A 16,800-nucleotide genomic window follows, 5' to 3' on the forward strand; every position below is an offset into this window, starting at 1 on the left:
CGCACGAAGGCAGGGTCCGGAATGCCGGACCCTGCCTTCGCTGTTGTGGTCCTAGCCGTGGTGGGCCGGGACCGGGACACTCCGGGAGAGGTATTCCATGAGGTCGCGGATTCCGAAGCTCCACGGCGGGAGCTCCTCCGTTGTGCCCGTAGTGTTGATCAGTGATCCCAGCTGGGCGCTGTAAATGGTGACCTGGTCCGCGTCCTTGTGGGTGAAGCCCAGGCCCGGTTCGTCCCGGTCCTGGCTGGGCGCGAAGAGGGTGCCGGTGAACAGGGCGAATCCGTCCGGGTACTGGTGGTGCTTGCCGTAGGCGGCGCCCACCAACTCCTCGAATGGCCTGCTGATCCGGGACAGGCTGTTCTGCCCTTCAAGCCGGTAGCCGTCGGTCCCCTCCACGGTCAGCGTGATGTCCTCGCTCCGCAGCGACTCAATGCTGAACCCCTCGGTGAAGAGGCGCACGAACGGGCCGATGGAGCTGGACGCGTTGTTGTCCTTGGCCATCCCCAGGAGGAGGGCGCTTCGGCCTTCCACGTCGCGCAGGTTCACGTCATTGCCCAGGGTGGCGCCGCGTACCCGTCCCGTGGAATCCACGATCAGGACGAGTTCCGGTTCCGGGTTATTCCAGTGCGAGAACGTGGGCAGGCCGATCCGGGCACCAAAGCCGACGCTGGAGAGGACCGGGGCCTTGGTGAACACTTCGGGGTCCGGGCCGAGCCCAACTTCCAGGTACTGGGACCACATCCCCTTGGCCGTGAACACTTCCTTGACCTGCCGGGCCTGCTCCGAACCGGGCCGCACCCCGGCGATGTCTGACCCAAGAACGGCGAGCACGGATTCACGGACAGCGGCGGCCTTCTGGAAGTCCCCACCGCACCTTTCCTCGATGACGCGCTCGATCATGCTGTCAACGAACGTCACGCCGCAGGCCTTGATGACCTGCAGGTCCACCGGGGCCAGGAGGTGGGCGCGTTCGCGGTCCTGCGCCAGGGAGGCATCGATCAGTGCGGCAAGGTCCCACCGGGGTGACTCACGGGTGGAGGTTATGAACCCCGCGGGGTCGTCGAGGTCCATGAGCTCCGAGACGGTCCGTACCTCCGCGGTGTGGTCGAAGACCTCCTGCCCCCTGACGGTGACCACCCGCGGCCCACCGGACTCCGGGTCCCAGACCCGCCCCACCAGCAGGGCGTTGTCCGCGTCAACAGGGAGGATCTGGTCTGGGGTAACTGTGGTCATCGTGCTTCTGCTTTCTCTCCGGCAGGTTCATGGATTCCGTCCACGCGCCGTGTGATGTTCCAGGGATTGTCCTCACGCAGTGCAGGCGGAAGCTGCTCCGGGGCGAAGGAGTCGTAAGCGACCGGGCGCATGAACCGTCCGATGGCGGCCGTGCCCACGGAGGTGGTGGACGCCGCTGTGGTGGCAGGGTAGGGCCCGCCGTGCTGCTGGGCGTAGGTGACGCTGACTCCAGTGGGCCACGCGTTCCACACCAGCCGCCCGCTCCGTTCGCGCAACACCGTCAGCAGGTCATCGAGCTTTTCCTCCGGCTCACCCTGGACCGTGGCCGTCAGCTGGCCTTCCAGCAGGGCTGCCAGTGTGGTGAGGTCGGTTCCAGGACGGTACCGGATGAGCAGGGTGGCGGGGCCGAACATTTCCTGCTCCAGCAGCTCCGGCTGTGCCAGCACTGCCTCCGCGGTGGTTGCCAGCACGGTGGGCCGGGGTGCCTCGGAGTCGTCGCCCCGCACCAGCACGTCCACGCCCTCGGCGGACCGTACCTTTTCCAGGGAAGCGTCGAAGCCCTCGCGGAGCTTCGGGCTAAGGAGCGGTGCCAGGCTCTTGGATTCAAGCTCCTGCTGAAGAAGCTGCGCCACGCCGTCGGAATCCTCCACGGGCGCGAACAGCAGCCCCGGCTTGGTGCAGAACTGGCCCATTCCTGCCGTGAATGAGGCGGCGTACCCGGAGAGGATGGCATCCCGCCGGCGGGCCCAGGCCTGCTCCGTGACGAACACGGGATTGATGCTGCCCAGCTCCCCGTAAAAGGGGATGGGCGTGGGGCGGCGGTAGGCCCGGTCAAACAGTGCCCGGCCCCCGGCAGTGGAACCCGTGAACCCAATCGCCTTGGTCAGGGGGTGGTCCACGAGCGCCTCCGCTGCCTGCCGGCCCACCACCGCGGAAAAAAGTCCCTGCGGCGCGCCGGTGGCAGCAAGGGCTTCCTCGACGATGGCCGCGGTCCGCAGGGCAAGCTGCAGGTGTCCTTCATGGATCTTGTGCACCACGGCGCAGCCCGCGGCCAGGGCGGAGGCAGTGTCCCCGCCCATCACGCTGAAGGCAAAGGGGAAGTTGGAGGCGCCGAAGACGCCTACGACGCCGAGGGGCACGTTGACTTTGCGGAGGTCGGGCCGGGGGCCCATTCCCCAGTCCTGGTCGGCATGGTCAATGATGGCGCCCAAGTGCTCACCGGCAAGGATTTCGCTGCGGAAGAGGCGCAGTTGGAAGACGGAGCGCTTCAGTTCGAAGCGCAGCCGGCCCTCGTCGAGGTGGGTTTCCTTCTCACCGAGGCCGACGAGTTCATCCGCGTTGGCTTCGAGGGCTGAGGCGATGGCCTCCAGCCAGGACCCGCGGACGTGCGGTTCCACGTCCCGGGCTTTTTCATAGGCCGCGTGGGCGGCGACTATCTGGTTTTCGACCTGCTCTGGGGTGGTGTGCATGTTGTTTCCTCCTGGAATCATCTTGAGTTCCAAATTCCCTCTTTGTCGAACAATGTGCGATATTTCGAACGGTACGCGTAGACTGGAAGCCGCGCTAATCAAAGGCGCCCCCAACGAAAGGACTCCAAGTGCCCCGCTTGACCCCCGCCGTCGTCAGGAGCCTTGACGTCCTGGAGCTTTTCATGGACGCCCGCCATGGGCTCTCCGCACCCGAAGTAGTGCAACGGACCGGCCTTCCGCGGACCACCGTCCACGAACTGCTCACCACCCTGACAGAGCGCAAATACCTCCGCCGGGACGATGCCACCGCCACCTACCATCTGGGGCTGAGCGTCTTCCGGCTGGGCAACGCGTTCGCCGAACGCTTGGACCTGCACGCCGTCGGGCTGCGCATTGCCCAGTCCGTGGGCAGGGAGTGCGACGAGACCGTGAATGTGGGAATCCTCGACGGCGCGGACGTGGTGTACGTCTGCAAGGTGGACAGCACCCAGTCCGTGCGCATGGTCTCGCGCATGGGCGGCCGGCTTCCGGCGAGCTGCACCGCCGTGGGCAAGGCCCTTCTGGCGTACCTGCCGGACGCCGAACGCAAGCGCATCTTCACAAAGGGCCTTGCCAAACTGACCCCCAAAAGCATCACTGAACCCCACGCGCTCGCCAACGTCCTGGACGAGATCCGTGCCTCCGGGCTGGCCTTCGAGTCCGGGGAGTCCACGCCGGACGTTTCCTGCGTGGCTGCGCCGGTCCGGGACCACACCGGCGCAGTGGTGGCGGCCCTGAGCATCTCCGTTCCGGACATGCGCTGGAACCAGCGCCCGGTGGAGGAGTGGTCGGCGTTGGCGGCCGACGGCGCTGCCCGCTTGAGTGCCGAGCTCGGCTACCGCTGACGGCTGGGGGAGCGGGGCCCACCTTTGGCGGTCAGCCGGCCAGTGCCACATGATCGCCCGAAATGCCGGCCGTGGACTTGACGCCCAGCAGTTGCATGGACCGTACGTACTGGGAGCGCAGGATCTTCACGGCATGGGCGGCGCCGCGCTCGCCGCCGGCCATCAGGCCGTAAAGGTAGGCCCGTCCCACCATCGCCGCATCCGCACCCAGGCCGACCGCGGCCAGGATGTCGCTGCCGGACATGATGCCGCTGTCGATCAGCACCGTTGGATCGGACCCCAGGGCCTCGCGGACCTGGGGCAGGATCTTCAAGATGGTGGGCGAGCGGTCCAGCTGCCGGCCCCCGTGGTTGGACAGGACGACGCCGTCGCAGCCCAGCTCGACAACCCGCTCCGCATCCTTGACCGTTTGGATGCCCTTGACCAGCAGCTTGTGCGGCCACACTTTCCGCAGCCAGGCGATGTCCTCGAAGGTGAGGGCGGGATCGAAGACCTGGTCCGCCACCTCCGCGGAATTCCCGCCAAAGCCGCGGAGGGAGGCGAACTCGATGGGCGGGGTGGTGAGCTTGTCGAACCACCAGGACGGGTGCAGGGCCATGTCCGCGAAAGTTTTGGGTGACAACGTGGGCGGAATGGTCAGGCCGTCGCGCAGCTCCCGGACGCGGGCACCGCCCACCTGGGTGTCCACGGTGACCATCAGCACGTCGTAGCCGCTGGTGAGCACCCGCTCCAGCAGGCCCTCCGTCTTGCTCCGGTCCTTGGCGATGTAGAGCTGGAACCAGTTGTTCCCTTCGGGCACAGCCTTGGCAAGGTCCTCCACCGTGGTGGTGCCCACCGTCGAGAGGGTGTACGGGATGTTGTTCCGGGCCGCCACGCGCGCAACTGCCTTTTCGCCGTCGTTGTGCATCATCCGCGTGTAGCCAGTGGGCGCCAGGACCAGCGGGAAGTCGATGGTCCGGCCAAAAAGCTTCGTGGAAGGATCCGGATCCGAGACATCGCGGAGGACTGCCGGCGAGAACTCCACGTCCCGGTAGGCCTGCCGGCACCTGGCGATGGTGATCTCTTCTTCGGCCGCACCGTCCGTGTAGTTGAACACAGCCTTCGGGGTGGTCTTCTGGGCCATGGCGCGAAGGTCGGCGATGGTAAATGCCCGGGCAAGCCTTCGCTGCACCGGGTGCATCTCGAAGCTCCGGAACTGGACAAGTTCGCGGATCTCGGACCACTTGGGCAGTTGACGGTCCTCCATGCGGAGCAACCCCTTTCAAGTTCGAAATTTAGTACAAAGGTCGGGAAGTAGATCCCACTGAACCGGGCCGGTGATAGAACTAGGGCCAGTGGCTGAGGGCCCTGCATCGCCTCTGGTGCAGGTATTCCCGTCCAAATTCCGGTTCACCGCTTGACGGTCCGGGGTGGCGTCCCTAGACTCCTTTGTGTTCCCGATCACCCTACCCCAGCGAATGCGTGATCGCCACATCGACCAATGTTCGAAATATCGAACCAAGCAGACTCGCAAAGATGAGACCCACAAAGCAGTGGGCTTTCGAAAGGACCCCCAATGTCAGCAGTCCCCAACGCCGCTGAGCCCAGCGGCGGACGGATCGTCCTGCGCTCCGCCCAGGACGTCACCAACCTCATCAACAGCGGTGCGCTCAAGACGGGCAAATCCTTCGCCATTACCCTCATCGCACTGGGCGGCATCTTCCTGGACGCCTACGACTTCACCTCGGTGGCGTTCGGCCTTCCCTACATCTCCAAGGACTTCCACCTGAGCCCTGAGATGCTGTCCGTGGTGTCCGCCTCGATCATGGTGGGCGCCCTCGTCGGATCAGTCTTCGGCGGCTACTTCGTGGACAAGCTGGGCCGGTTCAAGGTGTTCATGGCGGACATGGTCTTCTTCGTTGTCGCAGCCATCGCCTGCGCCGTCGCCCCGGACGTCTGGACCCTCATCATCGCCCGCTTCATCATGGGCGTGGGCATCGGCGTCGACTTCCCTGTCGCCTTCAGCTTCCTGGCCGAATACGCCTCACGGAAGAAGAAGGGCGGCACTGTCTCCCTCTGGCAGCCCATGTGGTACGCCGCCGTGGCATCCACCTTCGCGCTGCTGGTTCCCGTGTACTTCCTCTTCCAGAGCATGAACTGGTCCGAAAACCAGATGTGGCGCATCGTTGTGGGCTTCGGTGCCGTCCCTGCCATCCTGATTATGGTCTTCCGCCAGAAGTACATGGCGGAATCCCCCTCCTGGGCGGCGCAGAACCTTGGCCTGCACGAAGCAGCCAAGATCCTCAAGCGGACCTACAACGTGGACGCCGAAGTGGCGGAAGACGCCGTCGACCCCCGAGCTGAGCGCAAGCAGTTCCAGATGACCCTGACCCAGGCCTGGGGCAAGCTCGTCGGCAGGAAGTACCGCGGCCGCACTGGCCTGGCCCTCGTCATCAATGCCAGCCAGTCGATGGAGTACTACGCTGTCGGCTTCTTCGTCGGGCAGATCGTGCTGGCCATGCTGCACACCCAGAACGTCATGACCAACATCGTTTCCTCGCTCATCCTCAACCTCGCCTTCGGCGTTACCGGCGGCTTCATCGGCGCCCGCCTCTCCGGCAAGATCGGCCCGCGCAAGCTTGCACTCCTCGGCTTCTGCGGCACCTTCACCTGCATGGTCATCGCCGGCAGCCTCAGCAACGTCGAAGGTGCCTGGTCCTTCATCGGCGCCCTGGTCATCGGCCTCCTGATCTTCTGCCACGCAGCCGGCCCCGGGGCCCAGGGAATGACCATGGCCACCATGTCCTACCCCACCTCCCTGCGCGGAGCCGGCACCGGCTTCACCCAGATCGGCATCCGCCTCGGAGCGATCGCCGGCCTCGTGTTCTGGCCCCTGGCCACGGCAGCCTGGGGCACCAAGGCGCTGCTGGTACTCGCCGTTGTGCCCGCCATCGCCATCGTGGTGATCCTAATCAACAAGTGGGACCCGCACGGCCGCGACATCGACGCAGAAGACTACGAGGACGCGTCAGTGGCCGCCGTCAGCGCAAACCGCTGATCCCGGTGCCCGCAAACCCCTACAAACCCTGAAGGACAACCATGAGTGCCATCACTGGCGTAATGCCGGTAGCGCCCACCATTTTCGCCGACAACGAGGAACTGGACCTCGACGGCCAGCGCAGGGTCCTGGATTACCTGGTGGACGGCAAGTCCGACGCCGTCTGCATCCTGGCCAACTACTCGGAACAGTTCTCCCTGACTGACGGGGAACGCGAGCAGGTGCTCCGGACCACCATGGAGCACCTGGACGGACGGCTGCCGGTCTGCGTTACCACCAGCCACTTCAGCACACGGATCGCCCGGGAACGCAGCCTCCGTGCCCAGGAGCTTGGGGCGGAAATGGTCATGCTCATGCCGCCGTTCTTCGGGGCCACCATGAAGGTGGACGACGAGGCCGTGGTGGAGTACTTCAAGCGCGTGGCTGATGGCCTGGAGATCGACATCATGATCCAGGACGCGCCGATGAGCACCACACCACTGTCTGTCGACCTCCTGGCCCGCATCGCCAGGGAAGTGCCGCAGGTGAACTACGCCAAGATCGAGATGCCCCAGGCGGCGGACAAGCTGCGCGCACTCGGCGCCGCGGCCGGCCCGTCGCTGCCCGGACTTTTCGACGGCGAGGAAGCCATCACGCTCATCCCGGACCTGGAAGCGGGGGCCCTGGGCACGATGAGCAGCTGCATGGTGCCGGACCAGCTGGGCCAGATCGTGCGGGATTTCCACGCAGGGGAACGGGACAAGGCGATCCATGCCTGGGAAGACCTGCTTCCGTTCATCCACTTCGAGAACCGGCAATGCGGTTTGCGCGCCACTAAAGTCCTGATGAAGGAGGGCAACATCATCGCCAGCGACAGGACGCGCCATCCGGTGGGGGAGCTGAACCCGCACACCCGTGCGCAGCTGGTGGAGATGGCCAAGCGCAAAGACCCCCTGATCCTCCGCTGGGCGTGAGGATCAGGGAATGCAGGAGAAAGGAAGGACGGGCATGCCGCGCATACTCATCACCGACTACGAATTCGAATCGATCAGCCAAGAGCAGGCCGTGGCAGACGCCAACGGTGTTGAACTGGTACGGGCCAACTGCAGGACCGAGGACGACGTCCTGGAGGCTGCGGCCGATGTGGACGGGCTCATCGTCCAGTACGCCCCCATCACCGAACGTGTCCTGAAGAACCTGCCGAGGCTCAAAGCCGTCAGCCGGTACGGGGTAGGCGTGGACACCGTTGACGTCCAGGCCGCAACAGAATGCGGCGTGGTGGTGTCCAACGTGCCCGATTACGGTGTGGAGGACGTCAGCGACCACGCCGTTGCCCTTGCCCTGACGCTGGCCCGGGGCATCCCGGACCTGGACAGGGGAGTCCGGTCCGGGCAAAACCTGCTCGACACGGTCAAACCGCTCCGCCGCTTCTCCTCGCAGACATTCGGCGTCATCGGACTGGGCCTGATCGGGGCGGCCACGGCAGCCAAGGCCAAGGCGCTGGGCTTCCGCGCCCTGGGCTACGATCCCCTCCACACCCCGGGGACCACCACCAAGGAGGGCATCGAGGTGGTGACCTTGGAGGAACTGCTGGCCGCGTCCGACGTCGTATCCCTGCACGTGCCGCTGAACAAGCACACCCACCACTTGATCAACGCGCGCACGCTGGGGCAGTTCAAGGCGGGCGCCACCATCGTCAACACCTGCCGCGGCGGGGTGATTGACACCGCGGCCCTTGTTGATGCGCTGAAGAACGGAAAGCTCCAGGCGGCAGGCCTGGACGTCTTTGAGGAAGAGCCCCTTCCCCTGAACAGTGCATTGCTGGACCTTGACCGGGTGGTGCTGACACCGCATACCGCCTGGTACACGGAGGAATCCAGCGACGAGCTGAAACGGCGCACCGCTGAAAACGTGGTGGACGCCTGCCTGGGCCGCCGGCCCCGCAACATCGTCAACCCCGAGGTCCTCAACTAGCCACCCCGGTGCCCGGCGCAGCAGGGACGGCCAACAGTAAAGGCATGAACATGAACACACCGATTGAACTGATCGCCAACCCGCGGCTCGCCGCGGACATGGGACTGCTTGTCCTGCATCCCGAGGACAACGTTGGTACGGCCCTGGGGACGGTCCCCGCCGGCACCCCGGTGTCTTTTGACGGTGGTGACCTGCTGTGCACGGATGAGATTCCCAGCGGACACAAGGTGGCATTGCGGACCATCGAGGCTGACGAACCGGTCAGGAAGTACGGGCAAATCATCGGCTTCGCGGGGCGCCTGATCCGGCAGGGCGAACATGTGCACGTCCACAACGTGGCGTACCGCGAGTTCGACCGGGCAGGCGAGGCCGGCACCGCCCTGCGGGCCACCGAGTTCGTGCCCGAGGACCAGCGGGCAACGTTCCAGGGCTACCGGCGGAGTAACGGCTCCGTCGGTACCCGGAACTACATCGGCATCCTGACGTCGGTGAACTGTTCCGCGACGGCGGCAAAACTCATCGCCTCCCGGATCGAGAACAGCGGTGTCCTGGACCAGTACCCCAACGTCGACGGGGTAGTGGCACTGACGCATTCCTCCGGCTGCGGCACCGGCGGAGAAGGTAACTATGGCTTCGAGGTGCTGCAGCGGACCCTCCACGGCTATGCGAACCACCCGAACTTCGCCAGCATCCTGGTGCTGGGCCTTGGCTGTGAAGTAAACCAGGTTGCCGGCCTCACCGCCGGATGGTCCTTGAGTCCTGACAAGTCGATCTCCAGCATGACCATCCAGGCCCAGGGCGGCACCAAAGCCACGGTGGCCGAGGGAGTACGGCGCATCGAGGAACTGCTTCCCGAGATCAACAAGGCACAGAGGACTGCAGTTCCCGCATCGGAACTTGTCCTCGCCATGGAGTGCGGAGGATCGGACGCATTTTCCGGCGTCACAGCAAATCCGGCGCTGGGCGCAGCCGCTGACCTGCTCATCAGGCACGGCGGCACCGCGGTATTCGGTGAAACCACGGAAATCTACGGCGCCGAACACCTGCTCACGTCCCGTGCTGAGTCCCAACGTACGGCGGACAAACTCATGGAACGCGTCCGCTGGTGGGAACAGCACGTCGCCCTGGACGGATCGTCGATCAACAACAACCCATCCCCCGGGAACAAGGCCGGTGGGCTCACCACCATCCTCGAAAAGTCCCTGGGAGCCGTGGCCAAGGGCGGGACCACAAACCTGGTGGACGTCGTCGAGTACGCCGAACCCATCACTGCCCACGGCCTCGTCTTCATGGACACCCCGGGATACGACCCCGTCAACGCCACCGGCATGGTTGCCGGCGGTGCCCAGGTCCTTGCCTTCACCACCGGCCGCGGTTCGGCCTTCGGCTGCAAGCCCACGCCGAGCATCAAACTCGCCACGAACACGCCGCTCTACGACCGCATGCGGGACGACATCGATGTGAACTGCGGGGCGGTGGCGGACGGCGAGCTGTCCATCGAGGAGATGGGACAGCAGATATTCGATCTCATCCTCAGGGTTGCCTCTGGTGAAGAAACCAAAAGCGAACAACTGGGGTACGGGGACAACGAATTCGTCCCCTGGCAGCTGTCCACCGTCCTCTAATTGAGGAACAGGTTCGGCACGTCCCTGCCCAGGAGGCGTGCCGAACGGTCGGCCCTGGAAGCCCGTCTCCCTACGAAAACTGCCCGCCTCTTGTCAGAGGGAACAACCGAAGCGGCGGGTTCGTTGCATACGGGACTGCAAGGGAAATGAGGATGGTCATGGCTGCTGATTACGACGAACTGCGTACCGACGTCAAGGAGACACAGGAGAGTTCGCTCGAGGCCCTCAAATCTGCCAATGCCCCGGACGCGCGCAGTGTGGTGCGGGAGCTGGATGCACCCGATGATGCCGAAGGGCTGGGCGTACCTGGAGGCGAAATCGTGGCCGAGGAACTGACCGTGGAGGTTGTGCCCGCAGCTGCGGATGAGTTCACGTGTTATTCCTGCTTCCTGGTCCGGCACCGTTCCCAGATCGCCAGGGAAAAGGACGGCCACCTCTATTGCCGCGAATGCGAGGCCTGACCGCGCCTCGCACTGTCGGAGGCAGCCCACTCGGTACCACTCCAGTTCCCCTGCCGCTGATTACCCAGCCCGGCGTCGAGCCTGGGCTCAGCTCTCATCCTCCGCGTTCCGCAACCTGTTCCTGATCACGATTCCTGCCACCACCAGGGCGATGACCAGCACGGCGGCAATCACCCCCACCACAACCAGCTGCCCCGGAAGCCCGGAATCGGCGGTTGCTGCTGCGGCGGCCGTGGGCGCAGCCTCGGTGTTGGGGCCGCCCGCGGTGAAGCTGAACGTCCCCTCGATGGGGTGGCCGTCCGAGGACACCACCCGCCAGACCACCGTGTACTTTCCCTCCGGGGCTCCTGGTTTGACCGCCTGGCTGACCTGGTTGTCCACAATCTCCACCGGACCATCCGCGTGGTCCGCCCCGGCGGCATCCTCCACGCGGACGATCGAGTTGATGGCGATGGGGGTGTGGTCGAAGGTCAGCTCGATCTTCGCGGGCATCGCGCTGACCGTGGAATCGTTGGCCGGATTGCTGGACTCGAGGGAGTCATGCGCCTGCGCCGCAGCGGCGGGCACCATCAGGAGCGCCGCTCCGGCCAAGGTGAGCAGGACGCGCACGAGCAAGCCGCGGAGACCATTGTTTTCCGTCTTCATGGACCGGTCCTTTCAGGAATCGTCCGCTGCTGCGGCGGGACGCGGGTCCCGCCGCAGCACCGGACGGCATGCTACTTGGCCGCAGTGCGCGTGCGCCGGCCGGTGAGGACAAGCCCCAGCGCGGCTGCTCCGAGGACAAAGCCGGCAGCACCCAGGACGATGCCCCAGACTGATGCGGCGTCGCTGGTGTTCTGCGAAGCGCGCGTCGTTTCCCCTGCCGGAGCCTGAGCCGCTGCCGCCGCTGCAGCAGACGGCGTGGCGGCGGCAGCACCGTCGTCGGCCGTGGTGACAAAGGAGGGGGCCGGATGCTTGGGCTCGGGCTGGCCCGCCGCACTGGCTTCGTCCCATTTCACCACGCTGCCGTCGGTGTAGGTCTGGGCAGCCTTCAGGGTGACCGTGGTGCCCTCTGCGGGAAGCCGGCCCACGGACAACGAGAACGACTGGTACTGGTTCTGGCCCAGCTGGTGCGCTTCGTCGGCGGTCCAGACCACCGAGCTCGGGGCCTTGGTGACCGTGGTGCCGGATACTGTGACGGGCTTGGGCAGGTCACTGGTGATGACCTGCGCGGTCCAGCCCTCCACGGGCTTGACCGAAACCGAGGTGAACGGCGTATCGGTGGGCAGAGTGACCTCGAGCTTGCTGGTCTTCGCGGTGGGGGACTCGTTGGGGACGTTGAACGTCAGGTGCGAGTAGCCGTTGGCGCCGGTGTCGTCCGGGTTGACGGTGACGTGGGCGGACGCGGCCGTGGCACCTGCGGCGACCATTCCCGCGGCCGCAGCAGCGGCGGTCAGGGTCTTCAGGGTACGGCGGAATGAGGTGTTCAAAGCAAGCCTTCCAAAGGGGTGCGCCAACTGGACCGCGTGTGCGGGGCGCAGAAAAGGGGGATAACGCGCCCGCCCCAGCGTTGCGTTGCTCTTCAGTAGGAGGGGACGGCGCGGAAGGTCAGCAGCCGCTTAGGCAGCGGCTTGGAAGGCTGGCGGGCCGCGGAGGGCCGGCAGCCGAAGGCTCCGCCACCGGAAAGGAACGACGACGGCGGCCGGCGCGGGAACATGCGGCCACTCCGGGATGGCGATGGCAGCCAGGATCCGGACCAGCGGGCGCAGCCATGCGGCCAGCGCCCAGACGGCTGCTTCGCCCCGGGCAAGGACCAGCGCGGTGGCCAGTGTTGCCGCCGCGTGCAAGGCCAGCATCAGGGCGCCCGGCACCGCTACATGCTCCGGCATCAGGGCCACAGCTCCAGGGGAAGCCAGCAATGAGTCATGGACGTGGGGGCCGGCAGCGGGAGTGAAAGCCGCGGAGACCGAGAACGCGTCGAAGGCCCAGTGGAGGACGAGCTGGCTGGAACCCAGGAGCCCGATCATCACGGGCGTATTGATTTTGGTTTTCGAGAGCATCATGACCGGCGCCAGCACCAGGGCCAGGATTCCGGCCGCGATTGCCGGTTGTGGCAGGGAACCACCGGCAAGCACGTGGGCGCTTGAAGCCAGGACGAACATGGCCGCGGTAAAGGCTACGGCGCGGGGAAAGCGGAACGGAGCACGCATACCACCGCCACCTTCCATCCGCTGTTGCCGGTATCCACTCTACGGAAGGCTGCGGGGCGCCGGGTAATCCTGTGCCGGTTGCAGGTTTGTTGTTCCTGTCAGGGCTATGAGGAAATCCACGGCAAGCGGCGCCGGAGTGTGAAGGTGGGCGGCGCGGGCTGGGGGATTTTGGAAAGATCCGCGCCCAGGCGCCGCCGGCGGAGTTCAAGGGCGAGCGCTTCCTGGCCCCGGGCCATGGCCCACCGATGGTTCGCGGCGAAGGCGGGCTTGAGCAGCCAGCTCAGCCGGCGCAGGAGCGGTTTGGACGCGCTGACCTTCCACTCGTAGGTGACCACCGTTTCCGGCCCGTCCTGTTCGAAGGTCCAGCGTCCGGTGCCGTTCAGGTCCCCCTGTGCGGCGATTGCGAATCCCTGTTCGATGACAGGCTCGGTGACGGTGAGCCGCCATTTGAGTGTGTAGGGGAGCCAGCCCTTGGTATGCAGGAAGAAACTCTTTCCGGTGCCGTCCGGATTGCCCGGGTCCAGCTGCTCAACAGTGAGATAGACAGCGGGCCACCAGCGGGCCAGGGTTCCTGCGTCGCCCAGAATGTCCATGACCTCGCGGGGGGTTCCCGCCACGCGCCAGACGGTCAGGAACTCGTAGTCAGTGCTGCTTTTTGAGTCGCCCATCGGTGCCTCCACGTCAGAGGTTAAATAGTGCATCAAGACCGCTCGTCGGACTGGAGGCCTTCCCTTCCCCCCGGGCTTGGAGCCGCAGGCAAGCCCCTGGTGCCCGCAGGGCAGGGGCTTGCCTGTGCGGCGTCGGTATCTTATTCCGCCAGTTTGGCGACGGACTGGGCCCAGAGGAAGAACTTGTTGGTCCCGAGGTCCTTGACGGTCTTGATGTTCAGGGCCTCCTTAAGCTTCTGGGCGTCGCTTTCCGACAGTCCCTTCAGCGCTTCAACCGGTGCCTTAGCCAGTTCGTCGATGCCTTTGTCGAGGTATTCCTTGTCGAACTTCGCATTGATTCCAGCCATACTGTCCTCCTGGTGCTCGGTTGGTCCTGACTGTGCCGTGGGACACATTCGCTATTGAACCACGCCGTTCATTAAATGGCCTGGGTATTGATGCCTTATTGACCTGCAGCGTTGTTCGGGACGCGCGGGCCGTCTTCGATGCGCAGCCCCATTTTCGATTCGCCGATTCCGCTGCGCGCCGGATATGTGCGCCTCGAAATGAAACTGCAAGTCGCGGATGGATTTGAGTGTCGGTCCTGTTCCTGTGGTGCGGGTATCCGGTGGTCTGCGGCCAGACTCTGGTTAGCGACGTCACCCTGCAGCCCGGTGGACTGCAGGGTGACTGCGATTGCAGCGGCTCGAACTGTCAGAAACCCGAGGTTCCCCAGTTGCCCGCTCCAGATAGGGCCGTGTTGCCCGCCAGATCGGTGAGGGTAGCGGCGGGCGCCAAAGTTGGGATTCCGGCGGCCGCCGAAAGAGGTGTTCCGCTGCCGTTCTGGATGCCTCCGAGCTTGATAGTCAAAATCTGGGCAGTGGAGTCAAAAGTGAAGGTGGTCGCGTTGCCGTTTCCGTTCCCTCCGAAGGTGGCGGTAGCTCCCGACGCTATGTAGTTTGCTCCCAGTGACATCGTTCCAAGCATGCCTGGGCAGTTACTTGAGGCGAAGGTCATCGTGTCTGCTGATGTACCGGCATCGGTCAGGGTTGCGGTGCCGTTGAGGGTCTGCGTACCTGTCCATCCTGCGCAGGACCTGGCAGGATCCATGCTTTTTGAGAATTTGAGCGTAATGGTGTCGCCCGAATCGGGAGTTCCGCTTCTCTTCCCACCTGTACCGCTGATGGTGATGCCCGTGACTGCAGGCGCGGAGGTGTCCTTAGTGCCGGCGGCCGTCGCAGAGCCGGTGTTGCCTGCCGCATCAGTTGCTGTGACGGTGTAGGTTAGGGTGCCGTCGCTCAGGCTTGAGATGTCCATCGTCGTCGACCACGACGTCCCGATGGGGGTGACCTGGGTGGTGACGGGCTTGAGGGCGAAATCCCTGACAGTAACGGACACGACCGTTCCGGCCTCAGTGGTACCGGTGACTGCGCTGCTCTTGCTGGCGTACATCGGAGCGGTGATGGTTGGAGCGGGCGCCACGGTGTCCTTGGTGTCAGTCGCAGTGGCGGGGGCGCTGGTGTTGCCGGCGGGATCCTTGACGGTCACAGAGTAGGTCACTGTCCCGTCTTTGAGGGAGGTGAGGTCGAGGTTCATGGACCAAGGGCCGCCACTGGCAGTCGCCGTTCCTGTGACCGGCGTGGCCGACCCGGCACTCGTTGCTGAAACGGTCACGCCGGCACCGGCTTCAGCTGTGCCGGAGACAGGAACCGCACCAACCGCGGCACTGTTCACGTACGGCTGCGGCACGCTCAGGCCCTGCGCCGCCGCCGGCGCGAGCGTGTCTTTCGTGGAAGTGGCCGTGTTGGACGTGCCCGTGTTGCCTGCTGCGTCCGTTGCGGCGGCCGAGTAGGTGACGGTGCCCTGGTTCAGGCTGCTCAAGTTCAGCGTTGCGGACCAGGCGCCAGTGCCGGAAGCAGTGGCAGACACTGGCACGGCATGCCCCGCGCTATCGGTTGCGGTGAGCGTGACGGTGGCCCCTGCTTCCGCTGTGCCGCTGACGGTCACGCCGGAGACGGTGGCCGAGTTTACGTAGCCAGGGACGGATGCGAAGGCCGGCGCAATAGGCGCCTGGGTATCGATCTTCACGGTCTGGTTCTGAGTGGAGCCGACATTGCCCGCGTTGTCTGTCGCGAAATAGGACACGCTGTGCGTTCCGTCCCCGGTGACCGGGATGGTCGCTTTGGCGCCGCGCACAGTCTGCTGCGCGCCGCCGTCGACCGCGTATGTAATGGAGGCGACGCCGGAACCGTTCGTGCCGTCGTCGGCCGTGACCGTCACCGTGACGGGGCTGGTGTTGTTCCAGCCGGCGTTGGGAGTGGGCGAAACGGACGCTGACGCAGTGGGCGGGAGCGTATCGCTGCTGATGCCGTTGCTGCGCGGGCTCTCGGCGCCGGTCCAGAGCGCGATGGCCGGGGTGACGGTGTAGTACCAGGTGCCGCCGGGAACGTTCTGCTCCGTGCAGGTGAGGGTGGTGACGGTTCCCGCGCAGCCGCCGGTGGCCGGGATGGCGGTCCCGCCGGTGGCGGCTGAGTAGCGGGCGACCGTGTAGCCGGTGGCGGGGCGGCCGTTGATGGTAGTCCCGTTGGCCCAAGTGACCGAGAGTGCAGCGCCGTTGGCGCTGACGGCGGGCTTGGAGCCGGGAGCGAGCGTGTCGGCTGCAGCGGCCGCGTTGTTGCTGCTGGTGGTGGAGGCCCAGAACGCGTAGGCGGCAGTGCCCGAGCCGAGCAGGAGCAGGACGGCGGTGATGATCCAGGCCAGCCTGCGGGACGGGCGGTGGCCGACGAAGAGGGACGCGTTGCGGACTGCGAGGCTCATTTCCGGACCTCCGCCGTCACAGGAACGCTGAAGGTTGCGCCTTGGCAGGCTGCGAGCGAGGTGGTATCCATGGCGGCCGCTCCGGTAAGGGTGACGAGTGCTGATGAGTTGGCGGCAACGTAGGTTGCGGGGGAGAGTGGGGCCGCCGGGCCGCGGAAGCTGACCCCGGTGGTGGTGCAGCCGGAGTGCGCTGCGTCCGCCATGGCCGGCCCGTTCGCTGTGACGCTGTAGACCTGCACCGGGTACGGATTGGGGTTGGTCAGGCGGAGGACGACGTCGGCGCTGCCGCCCGGGAACAAGGCGGTCTTGGGGTTGTCGCCCGCTACAAGGGCGTCCACGGTGACGGTCTGCATGGTGGCCGCCGTGGCTGATCCGCTCCCGGCGCCCGTGCCGCTCCAAAAGGCGTAGGCCGTTCCCGCGCCGGCGGTCACGAGGAGTCCGGCGAGGGCAGCTGCCTTGAGGCCCCGGCTTCTAGTGTTTGTCAT

At 65.5% G+C, this 16,800-nt stretch carries 16 protein-coding genes; 6 read left to right on the plus strand and 10 right to left on the minus strand.

Annotated features, from left to right (window positions below; translation table 11 throughout):
* Positions 1-51: 51 nt before the first annotated feature.
* Both J7I84_RS11705 and J7I84_RS11710 read right to left on the minus strand, forming a co-directional pair.
* On the minus strand, positions 52-1,233 hold the full coding sequence (locus J7I84_RS11705) for a fumarylacetoacetate hydrolase family protein (RefSeq protein WP_214944685.1): 1,182 nt from the start codon (positions 1,231-1,233) through the stop codon (positions 52-54).
* Positions 1,230-2,702: an aldehyde dehydrogenase (NADP(+)) gene (locus J7I84_RS11710; protein ID WP_214944687.1), complete on the minus strand. Its 1,473-nt coding sequence runs from the start codon at positions 2,700-2,702 to the stop codon at positions 1,230-1,232. The genes J7I84_RS11705 and J7I84_RS11710 overlap by 4 nt, the downstream gene beginning before the upstream one ends.
* A 128-nt stretch (positions 2,703-2,830) precedes the next feature.
* Between J7I84_RS11710 and J7I84_RS11715 the strand changes: the two genes are divergently transcribed.
* Entirely contained in the window at positions 2,831-3,586 is a 756-nt protein-coding gene (locus J7I84_RS11715) for an IclR family transcriptional regulator (RefSeq protein WP_214944689.1), read from the plus strand.
* A gap of 31 nt (positions 3,587-3,617) precedes the next feature.
* Here J7I84_RS11715 and J7I84_RS11720 read toward each other — a convergent pair whose 3' ends face one another.
* Positions 3,618-4,832 (minus strand): alpha-hydroxy acid oxidase, encoded by a 1,215-nt coding sequence (locus tag J7I84_RS11720; protein WP_214944691.1) that lies wholly within the window; start codon positions 4,830-4,832, stop codon positions 3,618-3,620.
* Positions 4,833-5,141: 309 nt separating this feature from the next.
* Here J7I84_RS11720 and J7I84_RS11725 point away from each other — a divergent pair, with 309 nt between their 5' ends.
* The 5 genes from J7I84_RS11725 to J7I84_RS11745 all read left to right on the plus strand — a co-directional run bounded on the left by J7I84_RS11725 (position 5,142) and on the right by J7I84_RS11745 (position 10,662).
* On the plus strand, positions 5,142-6,623 hold the full coding sequence (locus J7I84_RS11725; RefSeq protein WP_214944693.1) for an MFS transporter: 1,482 nt from the start codon (positions 5,142-5,144) through the stop codon (positions 6,621-6,623).
* 41 nt (positions 6,624-6,664) lie between these two features.
* Positions 6,665-7,576, plus strand: coding sequence for a dihydrodipicolinate synthase family protein (locus J7I84_RS11730; RefSeq protein ID WP_214944695.1), 912 nt, complete (start codon positions 6,665-6,667; stop codon positions 7,574-7,576).
* Between the two features lie 34 nt (positions 7,577-7,610).
* A complete protein-coding gene (locus J7I84_RS11735; RefSeq protein WP_214944697.1) occupies positions 7,611-8,576 on the plus strand; it encodes a C-terminal binding protein in 966 nt (321 codons plus the stop codon).
* 50 nt (positions 8,577-8,626) lie between these two features.
* Complete coding sequence (locus J7I84_RS11740) at positions 8,627-10,201, plus strand: UxaA family hydrolase (protein ID WP_251046526.1); 1,575 nt, start codon at positions 8,627-8,629, stop codon at positions 10,199-10,201.
* A 158-nt stretch (positions 10,202-10,359) separates the two neighbouring features.
* The gene (locus J7I84_RS11745) at positions 10,360-10,662 is read left to right on the plus strand and encodes a DUF4193 domain-containing protein (RefSeq protein ID WP_214944698.1); all 303 of its coding nucleotides are present in this window, start codon (positions 10,360-10,362) and stop codon (positions 10,660-10,662) included.
* Positions 10,663-10,749: 87 nt separating this feature from the next.
* Here J7I84_RS11745 and J7I84_RS11750 read toward each other — a convergent pair whose 3' ends face one another.
* The 7 genes from J7I84_RS11750 to J7I84_RS11780 all read right to left on the minus strand — a co-directional run bounded on the left by J7I84_RS11750 (position 10,750) and on the right by J7I84_RS11780 (position 16,800).
* A complete protein-coding gene (locus J7I84_RS11750; RefSeq protein ID WP_214944700.1) occupies positions 10,750-11,307 on the minus strand; it encodes a copper resistance protein CopC in 558 nt (185 codons plus the stop codon).
* 71 nt (positions 11,308-11,378) lie between these two features.
* A complete protein-coding gene (locus J7I84_RS11755; RefSeq protein ID WP_214944702.1) occupies positions 11,379-12,131 on the minus strand; it encodes a YcnI family protein in 753 nt (250 codons plus the stop codon).
* 129 nt (positions 12,132-12,260) lie between these two features.
* A complete protein-coding gene (locus J7I84_RS11760; RefSeq protein WP_214944704.1) occupies positions 12,261-12,851 on the minus strand; it encodes a hypothetical protein in 591 nt (196 codons plus the stop codon).
* Between the two features lie 104 nt (positions 12,852-12,955).
* Positions 12,956-13,519, minus strand: a complete 564-nt coding sequence (locus tag J7I84_RS11765) for an SRPBCC family protein (RefSeq protein ID WP_214944706.1) — start codon at positions 13,517-13,519, stop codon at positions 12,956-12,958.
* A gap of 140 nt (positions 13,520-13,659) precedes the next feature.
* Positions 13,660-13,866, minus strand: a complete 207-nt coding sequence (locus tag J7I84_RS11770; protein ID WP_214944708.1) for a hypothetical protein — start codon at positions 13,864-13,866, stop codon at positions 13,660-13,662.
* 346 nt (positions 13,867-14,212) lie between these two features.
* The gene (locus tag J7I84_RS11775) at positions 14,213-16,315 is read right to left on the minus strand and encodes an Ig-like domain-containing protein (protein WP_214944710.1); all 2,103 of its coding nucleotides are present in this window, start codon (positions 16,313-16,315) and stop codon (positions 14,213-14,215) included.
* Positions 16,312-16,800: a hypothetical protein gene (locus J7I84_RS11780; RefSeq protein ID WP_214944712.1), complete on the minus strand. Its 489-nt coding sequence runs from the start codon at positions 16,798-16,800 to the stop codon at positions 16,312-16,314. Before J7I84_RS11780 ends, J7I84_RS11775 begins: the two co-directional genes overlap by 4 nt.

Source organism: Arthrobacter sp. ISL-85, from assembly GCF_018613675.1.
Classification (GTDB): domain Bacteria; phylum Actinomycetota; class Actinomycetes; order Actinomycetales; family Micrococcaceae; genus Arthrobacter.

Bases quoted from the DNA above. Each gene is read 5' to 3' on its own strand.
- J7I84_RS11705 (WP_214944685.1), bottom strand. From the start codon at position 1,233: ATGACCACAGTTACCCCAGACCAGATCCTCCCTGTTGACGCGGACAAC.
- J7I84_RS11710 (WP_214944687.1), bottom strand. From the start codon at position 2,702: ATGCACACCACCCCAGAGCAGGTCGAAAACCAGATAGTCGCCGCCCAC.
- J7I84_RS11720 (WP_214944691.1), bottom strand. From the start codon at position 4,832: ATGGAGGACCGTCAACTGCCCAAGTGGTCCGAGATCCGCGAACTTGTC.
- J7I84_RS11725 (WP_214944693.1), top strand. From the start codon at position 5,142: ATGTCAGCAGTCCCCAACGCCGCTGAGCCCAGCGGCGGACGGATCGTC.
- J7I84_RS11730 (WP_214944695.1), top strand. From the start codon at position 6,665: ATGAGTGCCATCACTGGCGTAATGCCGGTAGCGCCCACCATTTTCGCC.
- J7I84_RS11735 (WP_214944697.1), top strand. From the start codon at position 7,611: ATGCCGCGCATACTCATCACCGACTACGAATTCGAATCGATCAGCCAA.
- J7I84_RS11740 (WP_251046526.1), top strand. From the start codon at position 8,627: ATGAACACACCGATTGAACTGATCGCCAACCCGCGGCTCGCCGCGGAC.
- J7I84_RS11745 (WP_214944698.1), top strand. From the start codon at position 10,360: ATGGCTGCTGATTACGACGAACTGCGTACCGACGTCAAGGAGACACAG.
- J7I84_RS11750 (WP_214944700.1), bottom strand. From the start codon at position 11,307: ATGAAGACGGAAAACAATGGTCTCCGCGGCTTGCTCGTGCGCGTCCTG.
- J7I84_RS11760 (WP_214944704.1), bottom strand. From the start codon at position 12,851: ATGCGTGCTCCGTTCCGCTTTCCCCGCGCCGTAGCCTTTACCGCGGCC.
- J7I84_RS11765 (WP_214944706.1), bottom strand. From the start codon at position 13,519: ATGGGCGACTCAAAAAGCAGCACTGACTACGAGTTCCTGACCGTCTGG.
- J7I84_RS11770 (WP_214944708.1), bottom strand. From the start codon at position 13,866: ATGGCTGGAATCAATGCGAAGTTCGACAAGGAATACCTCGACAAAGGC.
- J7I84_RS11775 (WP_214944710.1), bottom strand. From the start codon at position 16,315: ATGAGCCTCGCAGTCCGCAACGCGTCCCTCTTCGTCGGCCACCGCCCG.
- J7I84_RS11780 (WP_214944712.1), bottom strand. From the start codon at position 16,800: ATGACAAACACTAGAAGCCGGGGCCTCAAGGCAGCTGCCCTCGCCGGA.